Origin of the sequence: Litorilituus lipolyticus (assembly GCF_006439335.1) — a bacterium.
Classification (GTDB): Bacteria; Pseudomonadota; Gammaproteobacteria; order Enterobacterales; family Alteromonadaceae; genus Colwellia; species Colwellia lipolytica.
In genome coordinates this window covers 304166-330276 of record NZ_SAWY01000041.1, presented here as the reverse complement: position 1 = coordinate 330276, position 26111 = coordinate 304166, and the positions used below count along the sequence as shown (strand labels likewise).

Here is a 26111-nt window from a genome sequence, read left to right as displayed (position 1 = left end):
CTGCGCTGTCTTCATCCACCGTGGCCGTATCATCAGCCACCACCGTGATATCCCCTTGTGGGTTCACCGTCACCGTGACCGTCGCCGTATCTGTACCACCATTGCCATCACTGATGGTATAGGTGAAGGTAACCACACCATTGAAGTTTGGTTCTGGGATGTAAGTCACCACACCGTTAACTAAGGTCACGGTACCGTGTGTAGGTTGTGTGACGGATGTCACCGATAAACTATCTCTATCTAAATCGGTATCATTGGCAAGTACATCGATAACCGTGGCATCATCGTCTTCATTGATAGAGACAATATCATCGACCGCGAGAGGTTCGTCATTTTGACCATTAACTGTTAAAGTCACCGTAGCCGTATCTGTACCACCATTGCCATCACTGATGGTATAGGTGAAGGTCACCACACCATTGAAGTTTGGCTCGGGGATGTAGGTCACCACACCGTTAACTAAGGTCACCGTACCGTGCGTCGGCTGCGTCACTGCGGTGACTGTTAAACTATCACCATCAAGATCGCTATCATTAGCAAGCACGTCAATAACCGTGGCACCGTCATCTTCGTTGAGTGAGATGATGTCATCAACTGCGACCGGATCATCATTTTGTGCATTGACCGTTAAGGTCACGGTCGCTGTGTCCGTGCCGCCATTGCCATCACTGATGGTATAGGTGAAGGTCACCACACCATTGAAGTTTGGCTCCGGGATGTAGGTTACTACACCGTTAACTAAGGTCACCGTACCGTGCGCCGGTTGCGTCACCGCGGTCACCGTGATGCTATCACCGTCAAGGTCGCTATCATTAGCCAGCACGTCAATAACCGTGGCACCGTCATCTTCATTCAGGGAAACGATGTCATCAACCGCAACTGGATCATCATTTTGTGCATTGACCGTTAAGGTGACGGTCGCTGTGTCCGTGCCGCCATTACCGTCACTGATGGTATAGGTGAAGGTCACCACACCATTGAAGTTTGGCTCGGGGATGTAAGTTACCACACCGTTAACTAAGGTCACCGTACCGTGCGTCGGCTGCGTCACTGCGGTGACTGTTAAACTATCACCATCAAGATCGCTATCATTAGCAAGGACATCGATGACAACTGCACTGCTATCTTCTTCAAGAGAGATATTATCATCAATGGCTTGAGGCCCATCATTTGTCCCATTAACCGTTACGGTAATTTCATGACTTTGACCATCAATAGTAAATACGGTGAAGGTTTCAATAAAGCTATCACCTTCTCCTAATGATTGAACTGCTGACAGGGTATTATCAATGCTGTAATGCCAGTTACCTTCAGCGTCAATGGTTAATACACCAAGTGTATCAGTACTGGTAACCGTATTAGGATCAAATGCAGGAGAGTCACTTGTGTCCACATCCGTCACCGTTAAATGACCTGAAGTCGTTAATTGATCCTCTGTATTAACAGCAACATCTTCTGTTACTGAACCGACATCAGTATCGCCTAGCTCAAGGCTGATCACTGATAAATCGTCAGTACCATTAACCGTTACGGTAATTTCATGGCTTTGACCATCTATAGTAAATACGATGAAGGTTTCAGTAAAACTTTCACCATCATCAAGGGATTGGACTGCTGACATGGTATTATCAATGCTGTAGTTCCAATTACCCTCAGCGTCTATAGTTAACACGCCGAGCGTATCAGTACTGGTAACCGAATTAGGATCAAATGCTGGATTATCGTTAGCGTCTACATCCGTCACCGTTAAATGACCTGAAGTCGTTAATTGATTCTCTGCATCAACAGCAATATCTTCTGTTACTGAACCGACATCACTATCGCCTAGCTCAAGACTGATCACTGATAAATCATCAGTACCATTAACTGTTACGGTAATTTCATGGCTTTGACCATCAATGGTAAATACCGTAAAGGTTTCAGTAAAACTTTCACCATCATCAAGGGATTGGACTGCTGACAGGGTATTATCAATGCTGTAATGCCAATTACCCTCAGCGTCTATAGTTAACACACCAAGCGTATCAGTACTGATCACCGAGTTAGGATCGAATGCTGGGGAGTCACTTGTGTCCATATCAGTCACTGTTAAATGACCTGAAGTCGTTAATTGATTCTCTGTATTAACAACAACATCTTCAGTCACTGAACCGACATCAGTATCGCCAAACTCAAGACTGATCACTGATAAATCGTCACTACCATTAACCGTTACGGTAATTTCATGGCTTTGACCATCAATGGTAAATACCGTAAAAGTTTCAGTAAAACTTTCACCATCATCAAGGGATTGGACTGCTAACAGGGTATTATCAATGCTGTAGTGCCAATTACCCTCAGCGTCTATAGTTAACACACCAAGCGTATCAGTACTGGTAACCGAATTAGGATCGAAAGCTGGATTATCGTTACTATCTACATCAGTCACCGTTAAATGACCCGAAGTTGTTAATTGATTCTCTGTATTAACAGCAACATCTTCGGTCACTGAACCGACATCAGTATCGCCATCAGCTAGTATTACCACTGATAAATCTTCCGAGCCTTGAATTTCTAAATTAATAGTATGTTCAGTGCCATCAATAGACGTTACAGTCACAGATTCAAATAAGCTTTCACCTTCATCGAGTGATTGGATAACAGCTAATTCATTATTAAGCTGAAATTGCCAATTACCATCAGCATCTATGGTGAAAACTCCATATTGTGTTTCGATAGAATCAACTAGAAATTGTGCTTCATCAGCATTGGTATCAATAATATCTAACTTGCCATTAATTACCGTTTGTAAATCTTCAATAGCAATCCCTTGATCATCACCTGAAATAATTGCAGGCCTTGGCGCATTATCATCATCTGAAGGGGTTACACTTTGAACGGCCCCCGCCGCATAACTGGTATCAAAACCAGCAGTGACTTGCACCTCTTCTATTGTGGCATCTATTTTTGGAGAAGTTGAAGAACCTTGATTACCTGTTTCACCGGCTGCTGCGGCTTCAAATTCATCTACTGAGGTAGGATCAATCCCCTTTTCAATAAGCTCTTGTAGGTTGGTAATTTCATCGTCACTGGTTGATGTTGGATCAACGCCTGCTAATATCAATTGCTGTAGTTGCTCTACACTTTGGTGTTCTAGCGCTAAAGTATCACCTGCAATCTCTTGGCTATGTGCGATTGGGTTATTATCGCTATCAATCGCGATACAAGCTGCACATGATGGCTCTATCGCCACTGCTTCGGTATGTCCATCAAAATGAACAAGCACCTTGGCTTGGCTTGAAGTTAAAATAATATCACCTGGACTTACTTTATCACCAACTTTAAGAGTTCTTTTTTGGCCTTCCGCGCTAATAATAGATACGTTACCAACGACCGAAACAACGCTTCCAACTTCTACCAGTTTAACTTCTTGCATGCTATCTTTTCCAAGTGTATTAAAAACAGACGATTTGTTACAAACACGTAAACATAATTGTATCAATTTTGAGCCATCAAATAAATAATTAGCGTTAAATTTGTGGAACTTTTATTACTCTTCCCCCCTATTTAACAGTAAAACAAGTTAATATATCGAAAAATATTGTTTTAAAAATTCATCCTATAAATGTTAATTAAATGTATTTTGTATGCAAACGTAGCACTTCGAATAAAAGCAATTGAATTACCAACTGTTATTCCTATATAGTTTTAGTATCAGCTAAACTAAATAAACATAATTGAAAAAGAGAAATAAATGAAAAAAGTAAGTCTAATGACCCTAATTGCCATCATTTTAACTCTGTTAACGACTAAAATTACTGTCGCTAATGAAATAACAAGCACTATTGCAACTTTTAAAAAATCTAAGCAATTAGCACCATTCTTTAAAAGTGCCTATGGCTATGCCGTTTTTCCCACCATAGGAAAAGGAGGAGCGGGTATTGGTGGTGCCTATGGTACAGGAGCAGTTTTCAAACAAGGAAAGAAAACAGGTACCACAACAATGTCTCAATTAACCTTTGGTTTTCAACTAGGTGGACAAGCTTTCAGCGAGATAATTTTCTTCAAAGACAAAGCAACATATTATGCTTTTACAAAAGGGAATTTTGAATTTAGTGCTCAAGCATCAGCAGTAGCTATTACTGTCGGCGCCAATGCTAAAACCAGTACCACTGGCACCTCTGCCGGTGCCGCAGTAAATAGTGATAAAAATCAGCAGCAAGGTATTTATCAAAAAGGCATGGCAACCTTTACTTACGCCAAAGGCGGTTTAATGTATGAAGCAGCGCTGGGCGGGCAGAAATTTAGTTTTACCCCAATTAAAAAATAGCAATGATAACCGCAGTAAATCATGTATTTACTGCGGGTAGCCAGTGATCTCTTTAATATTCTGATAGATTGGCTTTAATTGGCGATACATTTTTCTATACACTTTGCTATATAGTTGCTCATAAAGCTCTACGTTTTCTTGCTGAGGAAAAAAGCTCGCTTCTGTACGTGTCATAGCTTGAACCGCATCGGCATAACTTTGATATACCCCCATGCCTACCGCAGTGTTAATTGCCGCGCCTAAGCCTGAAGTTTCATAAGTGTGCGGTCTATGGGTTGGCAAATTAAAAATATCAGCAGTTAACTGCAACGCAGCATCAGATTGAGAGCCTCCCCCTGAGACTATCAATTGAGTAATCTTTTTACTTTGTTTTCTCTGTAGGCTCTCTTTGCCTTCACGAAGCGCATAGGCGAGTCCCTCTAAGATAGCCCGATATACATGTGCTCGGTTATGCACATCGCCAAAGCCTAATATAGCGCCTTTTGCTTCTAAATTCTTTAACCCAGGAGACCAATACGGTTGTAACATTAACCCCATCGACCCAGGCGGTACCTTAGCCACAAGTTCATCAAATAAGGATTCAGGACTCACACCTAAAGCTTTTGCCTGTTGAGTTTCCAGTAAACCAAACTCTTCTTTAAACCAGTTAATCATCCAGAAGCCACGATAAATCATCACTTCACTGTTATAGTGGTTTGGTATTGCTGATGGGTACGGAGGAATAAAACGAAGCGGCTCTATATATCGTTTGTTATTGGTATTAATGGTTGCCGTTGTACCATAGCTTAAACTTGCCGTACTCGGTGAAATACAGCCAGAGCCAAGTACTTCACACGCTTTATCAGAAGCACTAGCAATGAGTTTTAACCCTTTTGGTATACCCGTTAAGACAGAAGCCTCCTCGGAAACAAGACCAAGCAATTCTCCCGGCTTAACTAAATCGGGTAACATATCAGGGGTTATTTTTAAGGCTTTCCATTTCCAATCAAACTTCCCCGCCCAGCATTGTTTTTTATAATTTAGTGGTAAATAACCGACAATACTGGCAACAGAGTCTTTGAACTGCCCGGTCAGTTGATAAGTTAAATAACCCGATAACAATAAAAATTTATCAGTGTTTTTCCAAATATCAGGTTGATGCTGTTCAATCCAATTTGCTTGTGCTTTACGTCGAAAATATTCGATAACTTTTGATTGACCAATACAAGCAAAAGCAATTCGCCAATGCCAAGGCATTCTTTTGGGTTTATCTGCTAAGCGTTGATCGAGCCAAAGCATGGCGGGTCTAAGAGGATTGCCGTTCTCATCTAAGTTGATGACACTCCCCCGTTGAGTGGTTAACGTAACCGCGATGATTTTGTCTTTTAAATCTTGCGTAACAACTAGCTCTTGTTGCCATAACTCTTGACAGCATTGAGCCAACTTTTGCCAAAAGTAATCTGCATTTTGTTCTGCCCAGCCAGGCTGGTGAGAGAAGTAAGGCGTGAGCGTCACTTGGTTTTTAGCGACTAAATTACCAGACAAGTCGAATAATAATGCTCTAACACTTTGGGTGCCGTTATCTATGGCAAGAATAAGTTTATCGGGTACTTTTTCTTTAATCATGGTCAAACAGCAACCTAGTTAAAAATATGTATAAGGAAAAATAAAAACATAGAGCCACATCGACTTATGTTTAAACATTCATCATTACTCGCTAACTTTTACACCCAATAATTGTTGAATAGATGCCGTTATTTGTTCAATATTATGTACATCATCAGGAGCAATAAAAATAGTATCATCACCTGCTAGTGTACCGAGAATTCCTGCTGACTCCCCCATACTGTCTAACATACGAGAAATTAACGGCGCTCCGCCAATCCCTGTTTTCACAATAATCTGCATATTATTATGTTTTACACTGGTGACCACAGATTCAATTGATTGCTTCGATTTAGGTACAGCAAGCTCGTCAGGCAAAATATAAATCATTTCATTATTTGCATTACGTGTTTTTACCGCACCAAGTTTTGATAAAAGGCGAGATATTTTAGCTTGTGACATATTCACAAAGCCTTGTTCAGCAAGGGCATCAGCTAATTGGCCTTGGGAACCATAACATTGCTCTTTTAGCAACTTTTTAAAGGCTTGAACTAGGTTAGATTCAATTTGTTTTCGGCTACTATTCATCCAGCTACTTCACATAATTATGCATAAAAAATGTATTCTACACTATTTGTTACTAATTAGGACAGTCTCGAGTACTGACTAACTTGACTGTCTTCACTCTGTCACGCAAAATTCATTCTGTAAAAATTAACAATATAATAACATACACTGTTGAGATATTTCCTATGAGAAAATTAACCAAACTACTTATGCTACCTGCGCTAGCATTTGCTAGTCATACTGCGATAGCTGATGAAGGGATGTGGCAACCACATCAACTACCTACTATTGCGAAAGAATTAACTAAAGCAGGTTTAAAGTTAAACCCGAATGATCTAACTGACTTAACTGGCTTTCCTATGGGCGCCATTGTTAGTTTAGGTGGCTGTACCGCTTCTTTTGTTTCTGATCAAGGCTTAGTAGCAACAAACCACCATTGTGTTTATGGCTCAATTCAGTACAACTCAACAGAAGATAACAATTTGCTTAAAAATGGATTTTTAGCAAAATCTCTTGATGAAGAAGTACCAGCAACACCAGGCAGTCGCATATACGTTACCGAAGAAATTACCGAAGTGACTAAGCTAGTTAAAGCGGGTTTAAATAACAATATGACAGGTAGCCAACGCTACAAAGCTATTGACGAAAACTCTAAAAAGCTTGTTGCTGAATGTGAAAATGATGATCGCTATCGTTGTAGCGTGGTTAATTTCCACGGTGGATTAGAATATTACCTTTTCAAACAGCTTACCATTCGTGATGTTCGTTTAGTTCACGCCCCTGCAAGCAGTATTGGTAAATACGGTGGCGATATTGATAACTGGATGTGGCCACGACATACTGGCGATTATGGCTTTTACCGCGCTTACGTGGGTAAAGATGGTCAGCCAGCTGATTTTAGCAAAGACAATGTACCTTACAAACCAAAGCATCATTTAAAAGTAAACAAGAGTAGTGTTGATGATGGCGACTACATTATGGTTCTAGGTTACCCTGGTCGTACTAATCGTTACCGTACAGCATATGAAGTAGAGAACACGTTTACTTGGACTTATCCGCAAGCTAAGGCATACCGTGAAGAAATTATTGATTTAATTCACACTCACTCTGAAGAAGGTAGCGAAGCACGTCTTAAGTACGAAAGCACCTTAGCTGGCCTTGCAAACTATGCTAAAAACTATGGTTCTATGATCCACAGTTTTAACACAGGAACTTTCTTTGCACGTAAACAAGCTCTTGAAAGTAACTTGTCACAATGGGTAAACAGTAATGCCAAGCGTAAAGCACAATATGGCGAAGCACTATCTGGCTTAGACAAGCTGTTGAAAATGGATGACGCTCAACAAGCTCGCGATTTAATTACCGGTTACATGCGTTATAGCAAAATGCTAACAACGGCAAACCGTTTACATCGTTTAGCCGTAGAAAAACAAAAGCCAAACTTAGAACGTGAACGTGGCTATCAAGAACGTGACATCGCTCGATTTGAACAAGGTATGAAAGCGGTCGATCGTCGTTACGATGAAAAAATTGATACTGAGATTTTAGTGGCAATGTTAACGCATTACGTGGCATTACCTAAATCTGATCGTATTACTGCGTTTGATAAATTCTTTGGTTTAAGCAAAACAACTGCGAAAAACTTTAATGAAAAAGCTTTACGTAAAAAACTCGCTAAAATGTACAAAAAAACAACGCTTAACTCAGAAGAGCAACGTTTAGCTTGGATGAATAAATCGGTGAGTGATTTTGAAAAAAGTAAAGACCCATTTATCAAACTAGCAGTAACTAGCTTCAAAGAGCGTAAAGCGATTGAAGATAAGTCAAAAGAATTAGCTGGTAACATCAATGCTTACCGTCCTAAATACATGGCAGCATTAATTGCTTACTTTAATGATAAGAACTTACCTGTATATGCTGATGCAAACAGCACATTACGTATCACTTACGGTAATGTTAAAGGTTACTCACCTCAAGACGGTTTAGTGGCTACGCCATATACTACCCTTGAAGGCATTGTTGCTAAAGATACTGGCGTTGCACCATTTGATGCACCGAAAAAGCAATTAGACCTTATCAAGAAGAAATTCTATGGTGGTTACGAAAAAGAAGCGATTGGTTCAGTACCCGTTAACTACTTAGGTACTTTAGATATTACTGGTGGTAATTCGGGTTCACCAACGTTAAATGATAAAGCTGAGTTTGTTGGTTTAGTTTTTGATGGTGTTTATGAAAGTATCATTGGTGACTGGGATTACGACACTAAACTAAATCGTTCAATTCATGTTGATGTTCGTTATATGCTTTGGGTAATGGAGCATGTTGACGGCGCTACCAACTTAATTGAAGAAATGGATATTGTTGAATAACTTATTCAGTTCATAACTATAAAAAACGGGCCGAAGCCCGTTTTTTTTTGTACTCATCAATCGATGAAAATAAAATTACTCTTGCTTCATACCTTGCATTTTTTGCTCGAAAATAGCCAGCAACTGTGCATTTAACTCAATAAGTTGGCCATTTAGCTGCTCTCGTTGCCTTTCTGCTTGCTCTGATTTATCTTGCTGTAATGCTTGAAGCTGACGCTGTACTTCTTTTATTTGTTCTTTAATTTGTGCAATAAGCTTATCAAGAGGATCTTTACTGTCTTGACTTTGTTTTGCCGACTCTTGTTCATTTATCTCATATAATTTTTCGGCAATTTCCTGCCCTAACGCTTTTCGCTCTTTCGCCAATTGCTCAGATGCTTGATTTGATATAGATACCGTATCAACTTGATTTTGCTTAGTAACATTTGACGGTGAATTAGCATTACTGTTATTCGACTTAGCTATTTGTTTTGTTGTTAACTGACTAATTGATTGGCTATATGCATTAGGGGTTTCGCCACGCTCATTTACAGCATTCCTATCTACATCAAAGATAGCTACAGCTGATATATTGGTTAAATAATCCTTCATCACTTAAGCTCAGTTGCCAATCGTTATAACTAAGTTATCGACACATTGTCCCTAAGCTTAAGCAATCTATTTATGAACTAGACTTAACAATGAGAAGTCCCTAAATACACACTTAAACAAATACCTACACTGGCACCTAAATTAAACAAAAATGGGCACTTAAACAGCCACTCAAAAATATTCAGCTACTGAGTTATCTCCTGCCATTTACTCACCGCTTCTGGATTTCCATTTTTCGATTTTATGTATAAGTTTAATAACTGTAACTCATTACTTTGTCTTTCTTCTATTGGCTTAGCTAACACTTCAATTAGATTTATACCTACTGCATTTTCAGTATTTATAAACGCCTTTTTAAAATCAGCTACGCTTTGACACGTTTGACTTTGTCCTTGATAGGCAGACACTAAATGATGAACGTTAAATTGCTCATCATTGCAATGATATATTTTACCATCACCACTTTTACCTAAATGAAAAATGTTGTTTCGCATATAGATGATAGTGACATTAGTTTGATCTTTTAAGAAGTGAATTAACTCATTTGATTGAAAGTGGAAACCGCCATCACCTATTATGACCACTGCTCTTTCGGTATTACCTTGCGCTTTGATATGCTGTGCTATCACTCTGGCATAAGGTAAAGCGGTGCCCATAGCGCCATACCAAGGGTTGGTTATCCAAGAGCGTCCAAGCTTAGAAGCTTTCACCTCCAAACTGTAACTGGCAAAGTAGGAATTCCCTACTTCAGGCAAATATACGTGAGTTTTCTGACTTTGCTGTTGCAGCTCATTTAAGGTTTTTGCTAAATTATTAAAATCAATATCCGTGGTTTCATCTATTGTACTTAATAACCGCTGTTGTTTATTAACATCAACGCCTTGCTCGACTTTATTAACAAGCACTTCAATGTTAAAACGTGGCATATCACTTTCAAGTAAACGATTAAAAATTTCAATTAAATCTTTTTCAAGTAATGAGCCACCTTTTAATAAAGTCTTATTGGCAAATTTTTCAATGACATGCGTACCTGTAGCAAAAGCAACATTACAATCTTGCGAGAAAATACTAGTTGCCACATCAATCACATAATCAATATCGTTCTCAATATAATCTCGCCCTACCGTTTGGCTAAACACACCATTATAAGCACCTAAACATAGCGAAGCCGTTTCATCAAAAAGCCCTTTGGCAAACCAAGTCGTGGCATAAGGAATATTAAATTGATTTGCAAAAGCAATGACTAAGTTTTTCAATTCACTATTGTGCTTTAACCTATCTCCAATATATAGCAGCGGATGTTTAGCTTGCTTTAGCTTTTCAATAATAGATTGAGCCACTAAGTCAGTGCCACCCAATACATTACCACCACAGCAAATATGATCTACGTCTTGAGGTAACTTAAGAGGCTGAGTTTTTGCAAACACTTGATCCCTTGGCACTTCAATGAAAACAGGCTGTTTGCTTTTATAGGCTTCAGCGACAATTTGATAAAAGCGTTGACCAGCAATATTAGGATGCCCTGCTAGGCGCTGACCTTGTAACCTTTCAACACGCATGCCTAAAGCAGAAAATGCCTCTAGAGCATTGTCATATTCAGCTTTCCAAGAAGCATTAGGATGAATAGTATGATGAATCGCTAATTGGTTTACTTCGCTTTCTGCAGGAGCACCTGAAATAAAAACTACAGGCAAACTTTCAGTTACCGCAAGCGCCGCGGCACTTGTACAAGGTAAACTACCCACCATATACGTGGTTAAACAAAACCCCATGCCCGAAATTTCAGCTTGTGCACAAGCTGAAAAACCGGCATGCATTTCATTACTTGATGGAAAAATATCAATATCTTCACCAAGTGCCGCTATTAAGTTTGCCGCAAAATCACCACCTACACCGTAAATACTTGAACCACCAAAGAAATTAATTACCTCTCGCATCACATCGCCAAGAGTTGGTAATTGCTCACTATAGGTTTGACCAAAGTTTGCTTCGTAGGACATTTTTTCACCTGAAATTTATATTAAAATTTACTGACACTTTAAAAGGGAAAAAAATTTATAAGATGATCAAGATCATGGTTTGTCTAAACCATGGCAAACCAATGTGAAGCCACATGTTCAGAGTTTTTTACAGTCACTGTAAAGTATGATTTTTATGAAAGATAGAAAGGGAATCATAAATCAATAAAAATAAAAAAGGCACGAATAATCATGCCTCTTAACCTGCTTATTGATTAGTAACTAATAAGTCTAATCAACCATCAACGACAGTAGTTTTTCTTCAATTTCTGTGCAGTATTTACTTGCATAAATTTTAGGGTTAATCCCTAAACTTCCTTCAAGTGCAGGAGCTCCCGTTTGTTTTCGCGCAGCAATATTGATTATTTTATTTACATTTTGCTTACCTGATAACTGAGCAATAATCTCTTTGTAAATTTCAGCATCACCTTTATTATAAAAATCAGTCCTAGCTCTTTTATGCGCGATATAACATCCTGCAACTTCATCAGATAGTTCAGCTTTAGTTATTTCCTGAGAATCATTTTTCGCATATGCTCCAAAAGTCGCTAATAATAACAAAATGCTCAATATTTTAATCATCATAGTTCCTTTATTCCAATCAATTTAAGTCAACTTCACCTAGCTAGATCAGTATAGACAGTTTTGACTAAAAAAAGCACAAATTTGTTTAAAAGAAAGCTTGAATACCTGTTTGTGCCCTACCTAATATTAATGCATGCACATCATGGGTGCCTTCATAGGTATTAACAGCTTCTAAGTTCATCACATGGCGTATGATATGGAACTCATCACTCACACCATTTCCCCCATGCATATCACGGGCTTGCCTTGCTATTTCAAGTGCTTTACCACAAGAATTTCGCTTTATTAACGATATAGCTTCAGGGGCAAGGTTATTGTCATCCATTAAACGTCCCACTTGCAAACACGCCATTAAACCCGTACTAATTTCCGTTTGCATATCAGCGAGTTTCTTTTGAATTAATTGTGTTGCTGCCAATGGTTTACCAAATTGCTCTCTATCTAACGTGTATTGCCTTGCGCCATGCCAGCAAAACTCTGCCGCTCCTAACGCGCCCCAAGCAATACCATAACGCGCTTTATTTAAGCAACCGAACGGTCCAGATAAACCTTTAGCGTTAGGTAGCATATTTTCTTGTGGTACAAAAACATTATCCATAACGATCTCACCTGTAATTGAGGCACGTAATGAAAACTTTCCTTCAATTTTAGGCGCTGATAACCCTGACATTCCTTTTTCAAGAATAAAACCTCGAATAACTCCTGCTAACTTAGCCCACACAATAAAAACATCAGCAACCGGAGAGTTTGTGATCCACATTTTACTGCCCGTTAGCTTAAACCCACCAGGAACTTCAACGGCTTTCGTTGCCATGCTAGCAGGATCAGAACCAGAATTAGGCTCAGTTAAGCCAAAGCAGCCAATATATTCACCTGAGGCAAGTTTAGGTAAATATTTTAATTTTTGTTCTTCACTACCATAAGCATGTATTGGGTGCATAACCAAAGAGGATTGCACACTCATTGCACTACGATAGCCACTATCGACTCGCTCTACTTCTCGTGCAATTAAGCCATATGTCACATAATTTACACCTGCACAGCCATATTTCTCTTCAATGGTAGCGCCCAATAACCCCAATTCACCAAACTCCTTCATAATATTGACATCAAACTCTTCATTACGATTTGCCAATAAAATGCGCGGCATGAGTTTTTCTTGGCAGTATTGATGGGCACTATCTCTAACTAAGCGCTCCTCTTCAGTCAATAATGATTCAAGTAGTAATGGATCTTGCCAGTTAAAACGAGGTTTTGAAGCTTGTGATGCTGTGGTCATGTTGTTCTCTATGTTACGCGATAAATATATAGTGAAATAGTAATTGAAAGCATACGCAAGTCAATTCAAAGCACCACGTGATATGCGCTAGAACAATAAAAAAGGCTACTTACACTTTCTGACAAAGCTAAAACAGTTTGTCGACATTTACATTACTGTTTCAAACAGCATTTTTTTGCATGATACAGGCAATTATTAATCATTAAAGTACAAAACGTCCATGCAGCCTAATCAGTTATCGAAACTTACACTTGCTATCGTTTTATCATGTAGCTGCAACTCCTTGCTAGCAAATGATACTGACGAAAAAGAAAAACAAGATATTGAAGTCATTGAGGTAACCAGCAAACGAAATCAAGCGAATACCGAAATGACGGAAGAAACCCAAGAGTTACTAAACATTGCAGGTATTAGCGGAGATCCACTTAGCGCCGTTTACAGTATGCCGGGAATAGTTTATGCGGGCGGAGATAGTGGCGGTGAACCAGCCGTTAGAGGCTCTTCACCTGATGATAATGCCTTTTATGTTGATGACATGCCCGTTGGATACTTATTTCACTTATTCGGTGATAGCATCTTTAATGAAAATTTAATCAGGGATTTTCAGCTTCACCCCGCAGCTTTTGGTAGCGAATATGGTAATGCTACAGGCGGTGTTTTTGATGTACAGCTACGTGATCCTCGTCATCAAGATATTTTAACCACTATAGATTTAAGTATGCTTAGAAGCGGTGTCATGGTGGAGGGCTCTGTCACTGACGATCAAGCATTCTACTTATCTTACCGACGAAGCCAAATGCATTTATTCTTACCTGAAGGCGAAGAAGAAGATGGATATACCGTATTTAAAGCACCTATTAGTGACGACTATCAAGCGAAATATCAATGGCTAGTGGGTGAATCACATAAGTTAACCTTTACGGCCTCAGGTGCGAGTGATACTGGTGGCATTAATATTTCTGAAAATTCAGAATCTGGTAGAGTCGACCCAGATTCCATTGGCGATTTGAAAATATCAACAGGTTTTGATAGCCAAAGTTTGTCTTGGCAGTTTTATGGTGAAGAGCAAAAACTAATGCACTTAGTCGCTAGCCATAACAAAGAAGAATCAAAACAAAGTTTTGGTAATGGTCAGTTTATTGATATCGATGAAGAAGAATATAGCTTACGCTTTTTCTACCAACTTGCTTGGTTTGAAAATCATAAACTTGGCTTTGGCGCAGACTACAGTAAAAGTATGGTCGATTACGAGTTTGATATTATTCCATATTATTGTACAGATCATGATGCGGATTGTAATCAACAAAAAGGTGAAAGAATACAAGACAGTACTGACCTTGAGGTAGAAAATATTGCCATACACCTTGATGAAATTTGGAATATTAACGATAACTGGCAAGTCAACCTTGGAATACGAGCTGAACGTGATGATTACACTGAGCAAAGCTTTATTCATCCAAGATTATCAATTAACTGGTACGCAACAGACGCATTAACCGTTAAAGCAAAAGCAGGAACTTATAGTCGTTTTCCTGACATAAGTACGGCCTTAAGAAAAATCGGCAACCCAGAGATAAAGTCACCAGAAGCAACACATTACTCTTTAGCATTTGAATATCAATTAACTGATTTATGGTTTACGAGCATTGATATTTATCAAAAGAATCTGACTGAATTAGCTCGCTCAACAGATGACTTACAAGAAAATGACATTAAATACACCAATGATTTAACCGGTGATGCTAAAGGTATTGAATGGGTAATTAAACGAGAGCGAGATAACGGCTGGTATGGCTGGGCTTCTTTAAGTTGGTCCAAAAGTGAGCGGACCGATGAAATAACTAATACTACATCTGAATATTACTTAGATACCCCTTTATTGGCTAATGTCGTTGCTAATTACCAACTAAATGAACATTGGGATTTTGGCTTACGACTTACTGTTAGAAGTGGTGCAAAATACACTCCTATTGTTGGTCTAAGGGAAAATCCTGATTATCCCGATCATTATCTCCCAAATTATGGTGAATTAAACAGCAAAACCTTGCCTGTTTACCATCGCTTAGATTTAGAAGCGAAATATCATACACAATATTTTGGACAGGATGCTCAATGGACCTTCGCGGTGATCAATGCCATGGCTCAAGAGAATATCTCTGGCTATTATTATGATCCGCAAGACAATGATTCTCCGAATAATTATACGATTTCAGGTGAAGAGGATATTGGTATTTTTCCTTATATAGGCTTAAAGATGAGTTTTTAATACAAATATAAATGCGAAAAGATGATCATTTACATTTTTTAAACAAATAACCCAGCAGGGCAAAGTCAGTCACAGTTACATTATGGTAACATGTGAGTATTTTAACAATAATGCCCTGTGACTATGCTAAGTAAACAACGTTTATCAAATGCCCTTTTGTTCATTTTTACTGCCTTTTTTCTTGGGATTTGTCAGACTAGTTTTGCAAATGAGAACACAGAATCTGCTTTAGAAAAAACAGAAGAATCTGGCGAATTTGAGTGGCAAATAGTCCTTGAATTATCATTAGTTTATGATCCTAAAATAATTGCAGGCATTAAACAGGAAGAGCCTTGGCATTATATGCACCCAGCTATCTGGGTGGATTTATCATATAAAGGTTTTTTCCTACAAAGTAACCAGCGACGTGCGAGTTTAGCGCTCGATGGTATTGAATTAGGCTACCATATTCAAGAAGAAGAGGACTGGCAACTTGATGTCATTATCAAAAGCTATATGGAGGGCTTTGATTCAGAATCATTGATTGAATATAGTGGTGGCAGTGATAGCGAACTCAAAGGTTTAAGTGAACGCGACAGTATTGGCGGCATAGCGCTACGTTATTCTTACTACCTTGATAATGCATTATTAACACTTGATATTGCTTCAGCTCATGCAGGAAATGATGAGCATGGCGATCATGTGCAGGGTTTTATTTTTGATAGCTTTTATAGTCATCTAGTACAGCATCGAAATTGGGATATTTATTTAGGCGCAGGGTTTACTTATTATTCACAAGATATAATGGATTATTATATTGGTGTTAGCTTTGGCGAAACTAATGAGAATAGACCTGAGTTTACCGCAGAAGAAGGCTACAGAGCACAAGCAGAAATATATGCACAGCATCCAATTTCAACAAATTGGTCTTTCAATGCAGGGATAACACATAGTTATTTTTCATCGAATGTAAAAGACAGCCCTATTGTTGATGAAAACCAAGTAACCCAAGTGATGGTTGGAGTGCTATATGTATTCTAATCTTGGCAAAGGAATTGTCTTGCTATGGCTGTTTTTATTGAGTTTCCCCTGTAGCGCTGCAGAGCTAACACAAAATCAAGGCAGTAACATGCCATTAGCAGTGGCATTAACAAAAGTAACAGAAGCGTCGATACAACAAGTCGAGCCAGCACAAGTAAGCTTTGTCGCTCAACCGGAACAATGCGTGTCTTTACGACAAGGAAGAAACTGCTTTGCCACGATAAAACTTGAATGGCAGGCCGATACTAAGCAAAGTTTATGCTTATATCAATATGGTCATAAAAAAGAAATTGCCTGCTGGCAAGACGATAAAGTAGCTCAATTTGAATTTGAATTTGAATCTGATCAAACAGTGATCTATCAACTTCGAAGCCTTAAGAATGAGCAAGTGATAGCGCAAACTCAAGTGAAAGTGAGCTGGCTTCATAAAAAAAGCTCTCGTAAAAAACGTTGGCGATTATTCTAGATAAACATGGCTATCAACTAGATTAGCTAGTATGTATTAAGGAAACATTATGCACCACATTCTACTTGTTGAAGATGACATGAGCTTGGCAAGCTGGGTTAGTGAATATTTAACCGAACAAGGCTTCAAAGTTACGCATAAAGCACGCGGCGATGAAGTGCTTGGCGTGCTCCTTAACTCACCAATAGACTTAGTCTTACTCGATGTGATGTTACCGGGATTAAATGGTATTGAAGTTTGCCGCGCCATAAGACAACACCAAGAGTTACCTATTATAATGTTAACAGCGCGTGCCGATGAATTTGACGAAGTTATTGGCCTTGAAGCAGGTGCTGATGACTACGTGATAAAGCCAGTACGTCCACGCGCCTTACTCGCCAGAATTAATAGGCAATTAACCACAGTACAACGCAATAACAGTGTTGAAAACAAAATTACCTTTGGTGATTTAGTAATTAACCAAGAAGCTAAACGAGTCACCTATCAGGGGAAAGAAGTTGAGCTATCAACAAGTTTATTTTCATTTTTAACCTTTTTAGCTGAGCGCGCAGGTACAGTCGTAGACAGAGACTCCGTGTTTAAAGCACTTAAAAAGAGAGAATATGACGGTCAAGATCGTCGTTTTGACGTAATGCTGTCAACCTTAAGAAAAGTCTTTCATGACGATCCACAAAAGCCCCAAAAATTTAAAACCGTGTGGGGAAAAGGCTATTTATTTGTCAGTGATGCATGGCAAGAAAATTCACCACAACAACCAGATAACGAAGTTTAACATGAGTTACTAGCGTTATGCGTACCCTTTATCTCAGTATTATTTTTACGGTACTAGGCTCTTTATTTATTATAGGTTGGGGTTTAGATAAGTTGGCCGAAACTGCCGAGCAAGCTCAACTGTCTCATCAAAAAAATTATACAACCGATGTATATCACCAACTAATAAACGGCTTAAGCGAAGAGCTAAATCAACTGCCAGTTGAACAATTACCAGAGAAGCTGCAAGACTTTCATAAGTTATATCAGTTCGACGTGTCAATAATTGCACGTGAAAATATCGCTTTACCCGCCAGTTTACATCAAAAACTAGATCAAGAGAGTAGCTTATATCTTGCAACAAATGATGCGCAGTATTTACTAAAAACATTAATAAAACACCCACAACTCTTATTACAGTTAGATATTCCCGATGAACCTGAAATTGACAGTTCATTTAACTTTGTACTCACGATGATTTTATACATCAGCATATGTTGTATCTTGATTATTTGGCTATTTCCGCTAACAAGACGACTTTATTTGTTAAATCATACTGCTGCTAAAATTGGCGCAGGTCAGCTTGACGCTAGAATAAAACCAAGCTCTATCTCTTATATAAAAATGTTTGAGAATAGTTTTAATAATATGGCCAACCAAATTGAAAAATTAGTCGCCGACAATAAAATACTGGCGCGTGGTTTATCACACGATATCCGCACGCCTATTGCTTGTTTACGTTTTGGCTTGGAAGCAGCAATTGATACCCCCACTGTCGACAAAAAGAATGAGTACCTCAACCGTATGGAACATGAACTTACCCGTATGGAAGATATGACCAGTGCATTCTTAGATTATGCCTCAATGGAAAGGCAAGCTTTACACCTCAAACAAAGTAAAGTATCCGTTATTGAATTATTATCTTCAGTAAAAAATGATTGTCTGCCGTTAGCTAAAAAACAAAACGTTACTGTGCATTTGAATGATAATAACTCAAAAACCATTCATCATACCCTTGACTACCACTGGTGCTATCGCGCATTAACCAACTTATTAACCAATGCCATTAGTTATGCAAATACAACCGTTGAAATGACAATAAAAAAACAAGCCAAACAACTTATAATCACTATTGAAGATGACGGTAAAGGTATAGAAGAAGACAAGTTAGATATTATTTTTACCCCCTTTGTTAAACTTGATGCTGACATTCCTCGAGAGCAAGGGCACTTTGGCTTAGGTTTAGCTATTTGTGCTAAAGTGATGCATTGGCACAAAGGGAACATTCAGGCCAGCAAGAGCAAGAACTTATCAGGTGCTTGTTTCACTCTACGCTTCCCAATTCAATAGTTTCCTTTAGTTTATTGAAGTCGAATAAATAAGTTTAATTCAATAACTGTTAGAGGTTACTATTTCCCCCTCATACAACAAATACTTCTCACACTGAATCAAAGGAATTAATCATGAGCCAAAATCGCCGTCAATTCTTAAAAACCATTGCAGCTAGTGCAGCAGCAGGCGTCAGTGTAGGCATGACAACGGGTTGTACAACGACCAAAAACACAATGCAGGTACCTACTGCCCAAGGAAAATCCGTTATGGGGTTAACCGTGCCCAAAATGGACATTGTTCGTATAGGTTTTATTGGCGTAGGTGAACGAGGCTCTGGTCATGTAAAACATTATTGTCATATGGATGGTGTTGAAATTGTTGCAATTTGCGATACAAACGAAAAAGTACTCGATGCTTCTTTAAGCCATGTTGTCAGTAAAGGTTTTAAAAAGCCCGCTCGTTATACGGGGTCTGATTTAGCGTATAAAAAAATGCTTGAACGTCAAGACATTGATATGGTTATTATTTCCACTCCTTGGCGATGGCATACCCCCATGTGTGTTGACACCATGAATAGCGGCAAACATGCTTTTGTTGAAGTCCCCGCTGCAACCACCGTAGAAGAATGCTGGCAACTTGTCGATACTGCAGAAAAAACACAAAAAAACTGCATGATGATGGAAAATGTTTGCTATGGCAGAGATGAACTCATGGTACTAAATATGGTACGCCAAGGGCTTTTTGGTGACTTGTTACACGGTGAAGCCGCCTATATTCATGAGCTCCGTTGGCAGATGAAAGAATTAACTGAAAAAACAGGTTCATGGCGCACTTATTGGCATACAAAAACTAATGGCAATTTATATCCAACTCACGGCCTTGGTCCTGTCGCTCAATATATGAATATTAATAGAGGCGACAGATTTGATTATGTCACTTCAACCAGTTCACCTGCATTAGGGAGACAAGCCTATGCGGCTAGAGAATTTTCTTCAGAGCACGAACGCAATCAATTGCACTATATTGCTGGTGATATGAATACCAGTGTGATCAAAACCGTTAAAGGGCGCTCTATCATGGTTCAACATGATACCACCAGCCCTAGACCCTATTCGCGTCATAATTATATTCAAGGAACGAATGGGACTTTTGCCGGTTTCCCCAATCGCATTGCTGTTGAAAAAGCACCAAGTAAGATCCAAGCACTTTACCAGCAGGACTTTGAGCGCAAACTGCAGCAATGGCATGAGCAAGGTGAACAAGGACGAAAACCTAAGCCTTCAAGCTTTCATCGTTGGGACTACGATATTGAAAAGTGGCAGCAACAGTATGAGCACCCCTTATGGTTAAGAATGGGTAATGAAGCACAGCGTAATGGTGGTCATGGTGGCATGGACTTTTTAATGCTTTGGCGAATGGTTTATTGCTTACGTAATGGCTTGCCACAAGATCAAGACGTTTATGATGCCGCAGCTTGGTCTGTTATTACACCACTGAGTGCTGATTCAGTTTCTGATAGAAGTAACTCCAAAGATATCCCTGATTTTACCCGTGGCCAATGGCAACATGCACAACCTCTTGATATCGTCAGTTAGTTGTATATATAAAACAAATGAAAACATTAGTAATATTAGCAGCGGGCTTAGGTTCACGCTTTGGCGGCGATAAACAACTCGCTGAGTTTGGGCCGCAAAGCAAGACTTTGTTAGAGTATAATATTCACCATGCCGTGAACGCTGGCTTTGAACGATGTCTATTTGTCATTCGTCCTGAGCTACAAGCACTTTTTAATGTACAAATAGTGCCAAGGTTACCTAAGTCTTTAACTATTGATTTTGTTCAGCAAACATTGCACGAGTTACCTGCAAATTGTTCAGTAGAAGATGAAAGATCAAAGCCCCTAGGTACCGCTCACGCACTATGGTGTTGCCGAAAAAAGTTAAACCGTAATTTCGCCGTAATTAATGCAGATGATTATTATGGCGCTGATTGCTTTAAGCAGCTTGCTTCACACGATGAGCAAGCTGATAATTTTTATCTCATGGTTGCATACCAGCTAGAACAAACACTGTCTAAATTTGGTGGTGTTAACCGTGGTATATGTAAACTTTCCAAGAACAATACCTTACTTTCAATTGAAGAAGGGGAAAATATCATTCAGCAGGCACAAGAGATTACGGCGACAATATCTCAACATGAAACAACATTAATGCCTAGTTGCTTGGTTTCAATGAATAGCTGGTACTTCACACCTGATATATTCCCTGCACTAGAACATGCTATTCAAGCTCTATTGCAGAACACTAGCATAGAGAAAAAATCAAAAAAAATGGCGGAATGCTACTTACCCGATGTCGTCATGTCACAAATAGAAAAGGGCGAAAAACACGTTAAAGTACTAACCACCTCAGCAAAATGGTTTGGCTTAACATTCCCGCAAGACACTTGCCTTGTAGAAGAAAAAATAACTGCTCTTTTTCCAAAATAAATGTAGAATAGCTGCATAGCTAGTGGGCTGTAAATATATCAGCGAAGAGTCATTTCTCAAGATTTATCTACAAAATCAGATTAAGTAGTATCAGTAAATATAAAAAGTAATATGGACGATAAAAATATACCTTACAGCAGGGATATCCAGCTGTTATTAAGTCATTTTGAGCAAGATTTTACTACTGCATCGCTTGCTCCTTTAGGTAATGGTCATATTAATGATACGTTTAAATTAGTTACAGCCACTAATAGTTATGTTATTCAACGCATTAATCACGAAGTATTTCCAGATCCTGTTGCTTTGTGTAATAACGCACAGCTAATCAATCAGCATCTTAGCAAACAGAAGCTCAATAACGCCTATCCTTTATTTGTACCCCAACACTTACTGACCATAACCGGTGATAGTGCAGTAAAGATTGGTGAAAACTATTGGCGAATTATGGAGTTTATTGAAAACTCATACACTTTAGAATCTGTAACCACAGCGAAACAGGCAGCTTTAGTCGCTCAAGCTTTTGCACAATTCAGCCATACATTAAGTCAGTTTTCAGCAAAAAACTTAACCATCATAATTAAAGATTTTCACGACATATCATCCCGTATGAATCAGTTGCGACAAGCTGTTGCTAACGATTTGCATGGTAGGCTTTCAGGCTGTAAAGAAGTTGTCGATTTTTGTTTTTCACAGCAAAAATTTATAGAGCAAGTTATTGAAATAAGTAATACATTACCTGTTCATGTTACTCATAATGATACTAAAATTAACAATCTTCTCTTTAGTGCTTCAAGCCAGAAACCTTGTGCTGTTATTGATTTAGACACCTGTATGCCAGGCCTTCTTATGCATGATTTTGGTGATATGGTTCGAACTTGCTGTAGTAACTTAGCAGAAGATGATCCCTGTGTTGATAGTATGGTTTTAAACTTATCAATATTTAAAGCATTAATAGAAAACTACCAAGATACTTTTGCGGACTCTATTACTCAACTAGAAAAACAAAGTCTTATTGTCGGCGCCAGATTATTACCCTTTATTATTGGTACACGCTTTTTAACAGATCACCTCAATGGTGATAGCTACTTCCATACTTCTCGGGTAAATCACAACTTAGACAGAGCAAACAACCAGCTACAATTATATAAACTCATCACGGCAGCTGAAACCAATTTACAACAGTTTGTGAAAAAAGCACTAGAGCCAATAAACTAATTCAATTGTTACGATTAACACTGAGTTTGGGCGGTCAGGGCAAGAATACTTTGCTGAGCATCAACTAACTGACTACTAACGTGCTTACCTTGAGTGATAGCAGCTTCAAGTGGCACATGACTCATTACCCCCTGTTGTTCAGCGATCATTATTCCTGTTTCACCACCAACAATCGCTTGAACGGCGCAAACCCCCATCTTTGTCGCTAATATTCTATCTTTAGCAACTGGAGAGCCACCTCGTTGAATATGGCCTAAAACACAAGCTGTACATTCAATGCCTGCTAAGGCTTTTAGTTGTTCAACAAGCTTAGTCGCGCCACCTGACCACAGGTTTTCGGCCATAACAATAATATAACTACCATGTCGACTTTGTTGAGCTTGTTGTATTTCTTCGGCGAGTTGTTGAAGTTTTGCCTCTTCATCATCTTGAGAAAAGTTTTCAAATGACAAGACCTGTTCAGCGGCACAGGCGATCCCTACATTAAAGGTAATATGACCACTGTGCCGACCCATTAACTCAACTATAAAGACTCGCTCAAACGCATCAGCGGTATCTCTGATCTTATCAATGGCTTCAATACCTGTATTTACCGCTGTAGAAAAACCAATAGTAAAATCTGTATTAGCCAAATCATTATCAATAGTACCTGGCACACCGATAACTTGTCCTTGCCATAACGCTTGTAATGCTAATAAGCCAGTAAAAGAGCCATCACCACCAATAACGATAAGTGCATCTATTGATTGTTCAACTAAGGTGTCAGAGGCTTGATGCAAGCCCGACTTTTCCATCATCAAAGGACAACGCGCGCTTTTTAATATCGTACCACCTTGATGAATAATACTGTTTACATCAGTCAAATTAAGGCGTTTACTTTGAGCGATATACTCATCTATGACTAAGCCATTGTAACCATGAACAAAACCGATTACATCAATATGATAATGATGTGCTGCTAACACCACAGCGCGTATCGCTGCATTCATGCCTGGCGCATCACCACCACTGGTTAATAAACCTATTCGCTTTATCTGTTTTGTTGCTACTGTCATTTAATAACCCGCCCTAATAAACAGCAATGTTATGGTTAATATATTAAGAGTAGTTAACCGTCACTGGGATAGTAAGTACTTTTTTTCCTTGGCTTTTGAGCCAAAAATAAATTGCAATAAAAACCAATACAGCAATTGAAATTATCAGCATTGATGAAAGCGGCGATACAAATAAACTCCCGAGCTGATAACAGATTGTCGCCACTAAGTAAGCAAAAACAAAACTCCAAATGCCTGCAAAAGCAGCCCAACGACTCCCTACTTCATTTTTAATGGCTCCCATTGCGGCAACACATGGGGTATATAAGAGAATAAAGAGTAAATAGCAAAAAGCGCCAAGCTGGCCAGCAAAGGCTGTTTGCATCACATGATAAGTAGTTACTTCAACATCTTGCTCAACTGCAGCTACTGATAAATCACTCACCTCACCAACAGAAATCCCTAATGGATCTTCCGGTGCAATTCCCAATAAATTTTGTTTAATACTTGCTAGTGCTTCATGCCAGCTTTCACTTAGGCTTGCTTCTTCTTCATCAGCCCCATTAACAGGTGAATATAAGCTATTAAATGTTGCTACAAGTACTTCCTTGGCAAAAATGCCTGTTATGATACCAACACCTGCTTGCCAGTTTTCTTCTTTAACTCCCATTGGCGCTAATGCTGGCATAACAATTTTAGCCCCCTCACTCAATATAGATTGTTCGCTGTCTTGGTGACCAAATTCACCATCAGTACCTATTGAGTTGAGGAAATTTAAAAGACAAACAACTATCACAATGGTTTTACCTGCCCCAGTAACGAAACCTGCAGTTCTTTGCCAAACTCGCTTTGAAATATCAAGCAACTTGGGTAACTCGTATTGAGGAAGCTCCATAATGTTTAATGAACTTGTACCACTTAGCACCGTTGCTTTAAGTAAAAAGCCAGTAAATAAGGCTGCCGCAATGCCAATTAAATATAACAAGAAAACTAAATTTTGACCGTTATCAGGAAAGAATGCTGCTGCAAACAAGGCGTATACAGGTAGCCTTGCACCACACGACATAAAAGGAGACATCATAACCGTGGTAATACGCTCTCTTTCACTATCTAAAACTCTTGCAGACATCACGGCAGGCACGGTACAACCAAAGCCGACAATTAATGGTACAAAAGCCTTACCTGGCAAGCCAATTTTTTGCATTACAGTATCAACAACGAAAGCCGCTCGAGCTAAATATCCCGAACTTTCTAAAAGCGATAAACCAATAAATAAGCAAGCGATTACTGGAACAAAGGTCGCTACGGTTTGTATACCCGCACCAAACCCCTCAATTATAGTAGATAGCCACGCAGGCAAGTTAAGCGGGCTTAATAGTTCACTTGGGTAAGTAACGAAAATAAAACCACTTAAAATATCAAAAAAGTCAATAAATGCACCACCAACATTTATAGCAAACATAAATAGTAGATACATCATCATCAAAAAGACTGGAATACCGGTCATAGGATGCAAGATAAAGTTATCTAATTTATCGGTCAGTGAATTGGTATTAGGTGAAACCAAGTTAGTTCTGGATAAAACATCAGCAACATAATCATGCCGAGCTTGAATATGACTTAACGTTGCTCGTGATGTTGCAGGCTCATCAGTGTGTTGTTTATTAGGAGCTTGCGTTTCTTTAGCTAACTCCAGCAAGTGCTTTGATAAGACTGAAACATCAATATCATTTTTAGCGCTCATTGCAATAACAGGGCAACCTAATTCACTCGATAATAACTCAATATCAACTGGAACTTCTTCGGGTGAATCCGCTTTATTCAATACCACTAACACAGGTATACCTAACTCTAACAGTTGACTGGTTAGATATAATTGGCGGCTAAGTTGGTTAACATCAATGACATTGACTAAGACATCTATTTGAGCATTTTCAATGAACTGATGTGAAATGGTTAAATCTTGCCCTTGCTCATCGCGCTTATTTAAGGAACTAATACCAGGTAAATCTGATAAGAAGGCATCTTCGTCAAGAATAACAATAGGAGATTTTTTAGCGGCAACTGTCACACCTGACCAATTGCCAACTTTTTGTTGATGCTTTTTTTGCGATTGCTTATCACTTGATTGCAACAATGCATTAAACAGCGTACTTTTACCCGAATTAGCATAGCCAACTAGGGCAAAGTGTTTATTAGTGCTCATGAATAGCTCACTTGAGAATAGGAAACAGTCGT

Annotated in this window: 19 protein-coding genes; 10 read left to right on the top strand and 9 right to left on the bottom strand. The window is 38.9% G+C overall.

Annotation, left to right across the window (positions count from 1 at the left end; genetic code table 11):
• The coding region (locus EPA86_RS18155; RefSeq protein WP_140605795.1) for a retention module-containing protein at positions 1–3415 on the bottom strand (3415 nt) is incomplete at its 3' end.
• A 318-nt stretch (positions 3416–3733) separates the two neighbouring features.
• Here EPA86_RS18155 and EPA86_RS18150 point away from each other — a divergent pair.
• Positions 3734–4309, top strand: coding sequence for a YSC84-related protein (locus tag EPA86_RS18150; RefSeq protein WP_140605794.1), 576 nt, complete (start codon positions 3734–3736; stop codon positions 4307–4309).
• Positions 4310–4336: 27 nt separating this feature from the next.
• On the opposite strand, the gene EPA86_RS18145 is transcribed toward EPA86_RS18150, so the two are convergent.
• Positions 4337–5914 carry an FGGY-family carbohydrate kinase gene (locus EPA86_RS18145; RefSeq protein WP_140605793.1) on the bottom strand — a complete coding sequence of 526 codons (1578 nt, stop codon included), beginning with the start codon at positions 5912–5914 and terminating at the stop codon, positions 4337–4339.
• Positions 5915–5998: 84 nt separating this feature from the next.
• Positions 5999–6481 carry a transcriptional regulator ArgR gene (argR, locus tag EPA86_RS18140; protein ID WP_140605792.1) on the bottom strand — a complete coding sequence of 161 codons (483 nt, stop codon included), beginning with the start codon at positions 6479–6481 and terminating at the stop codon, positions 5999–6001.
• A 164-nt stretch (positions 6482–6645) separates the two neighbouring features.
• Between argR and EPA86_RS18135 the strand changes: the two genes are divergently transcribed.
• Positions 6646–8829 (top strand): S46 family peptidase, encoded by a 2184-nt coding sequence (locus tag EPA86_RS18135; RefSeq protein WP_140605791.1) that lies wholly within the window; start codon positions 6646–6648, stop codon positions 8827–8829.
• A gap of 75 nt (positions 8830–8904) precedes the next feature.
• Here the strand turns inward: EPA86_RS18135 and EPA86_RS18130 are convergent, their stop codons facing one another.
• From EPA86_RS18130 to EPA86_RS18115, 4 genes are all read right to left on the bottom strand, one after another.
• Positions 8905–9420 carry a hypothetical protein gene (locus tag EPA86_RS18130; protein WP_140605790.1) on the bottom strand — a complete coding sequence of 172 codons (516 nt, stop codon included), beginning with the start codon at positions 9418–9420 and terminating at the stop codon, positions 8905–8907.
• A 185-nt stretch (positions 9421–9605) separates the two neighbouring features.
• Positions 9606–11420, bottom strand: a complete 1815-nt coding sequence (locus EPA86_RS18125) for a thiamine pyrophosphate-dependent enzyme (RefSeq protein WP_246058473.1) — start codon at positions 11418–11420, stop codon at positions 9606–9608.
• 249 nt (positions 11421–11669) lie between these two features.
• A complete protein-coding gene (locus EPA86_RS18120) occupies positions 11670–12023 on the bottom strand; it encodes a hypothetical protein (protein ID WP_211664965.1) in 354 nt (117 codons plus the stop codon).
• A gap of 85 nt (positions 12024–12108) precedes the next feature.
• Positions 12109–13302 carry an acyl-CoA dehydrogenase gene (locus EPA86_RS18115; RefSeq protein ID WP_140605788.1) on the bottom strand — a complete coding sequence of 398 codons (1194 nt, stop codon included), beginning with the start codon at positions 13300–13302 and terminating at the stop codon, positions 12109–12111.
• A gap of 283 nt (positions 13303–13585) precedes the next feature.
• Between EPA86_RS18115 and EPA86_RS18110 the strand changes: the two genes are divergently transcribed.
• The 8 genes from EPA86_RS18110 to EPA86_RS18075 all read left to right on the top strand — a co-directional run bounded on the left by EPA86_RS18110 (position 13586) and on the right by EPA86_RS18075 (position 22839).
• Entirely contained in the window at positions 13586–15568 is a 1983-nt protein-coding gene (locus tag EPA86_RS18110; protein WP_246058472.1) for a TonB-dependent receptor plug domain-containing protein, read from the top strand.
• 123 nt (positions 15569–15691) lie between these two features.
• Positions 15692–16588 (top strand): MipA/OmpV family protein, encoded by an 897-nt coding sequence (locus EPA86_RS18105; RefSeq protein ID WP_140605786.1) that lies wholly within the window; start codon positions 15692–15694, stop codon positions 16586–16588.
• Positions 16578–17054, top strand: coding sequence for a DUF3019 domain-containing protein (locus tag EPA86_RS18100; protein WP_140605785.1), 477 nt, complete (start codon positions 16578–16580; stop codon positions 17052–17054). The genes EPA86_RS18105 and EPA86_RS18100 overlap by 11 nt, the downstream gene beginning before the upstream one ends.
• A gap of 49 nt (positions 17055–17103) precedes the next feature.
• Positions 17104–17826, top strand: a complete 723-nt coding sequence (locus tag EPA86_RS18095; RefSeq protein ID WP_140605784.1) for a response regulator — start codon at positions 17104–17106, stop codon at positions 17824–17826.
• A gap of 17 nt (positions 17827–17843) precedes the next feature.
• A complete protein-coding gene (locus tag EPA86_RS18090) occupies positions 17844–19154 on the top strand; it encodes an ATP-binding protein (RefSeq protein WP_140605783.1) in 1311 nt (436 codons plus the stop codon).
• Positions 19155–19267: 113 nt separating this feature from the next.
• Positions 19268–20731, top strand: a complete 1464-nt coding sequence (locus tag EPA86_RS18085) for a Gfo/Idh/MocA family protein (protein WP_425462586.1) — start codon at positions 19268–19270, stop codon at positions 20729–20731.
• A gap of 17 nt (positions 20732–20748) precedes the next feature.
• A complete protein-coding gene (locus EPA86_RS18080; RefSeq protein ID WP_140605781.1) occupies positions 20749–21624 on the top strand; it encodes a nucleotidyltransferase family protein in 876 nt (291 codons plus the stop codon).
• Positions 21625–21735: 111 nt separating this feature from the next.
• Positions 21736–22839 (top strand): phosphotransferase enzyme family protein, encoded by a 1104-nt coding sequence (locus EPA86_RS18075; protein ID WP_140605780.1) that lies wholly within the window; start codon positions 21736–21738, stop codon positions 22837–22839.
• Positions 22840–22853: 14 nt separating this feature from the next.
• Here EPA86_RS18075 and EPA86_RS18070 read toward each other — a convergent pair whose 3' ends face one another.
• Positions 22854–23894: a 6-phosphofructokinase gene (locus EPA86_RS18070; RefSeq protein ID WP_140605779.1), complete on the bottom strand. Its 1041-nt coding sequence runs from the start codon at positions 23892–23894 to the stop codon at positions 22854–22856.
• Positions 23895–23937: 43 nt separating this feature from the next.
• Positions 23938–26079, bottom strand: coding sequence for a ferrous iron transport protein B (gene feoB / locus EPA86_RS18065; protein ID WP_140605778.1), 2142 nt, complete (start codon positions 26077–26079; stop codon positions 23938–23940).
• Positions 26080–26111: the final 32 nt, after the last annotated feature.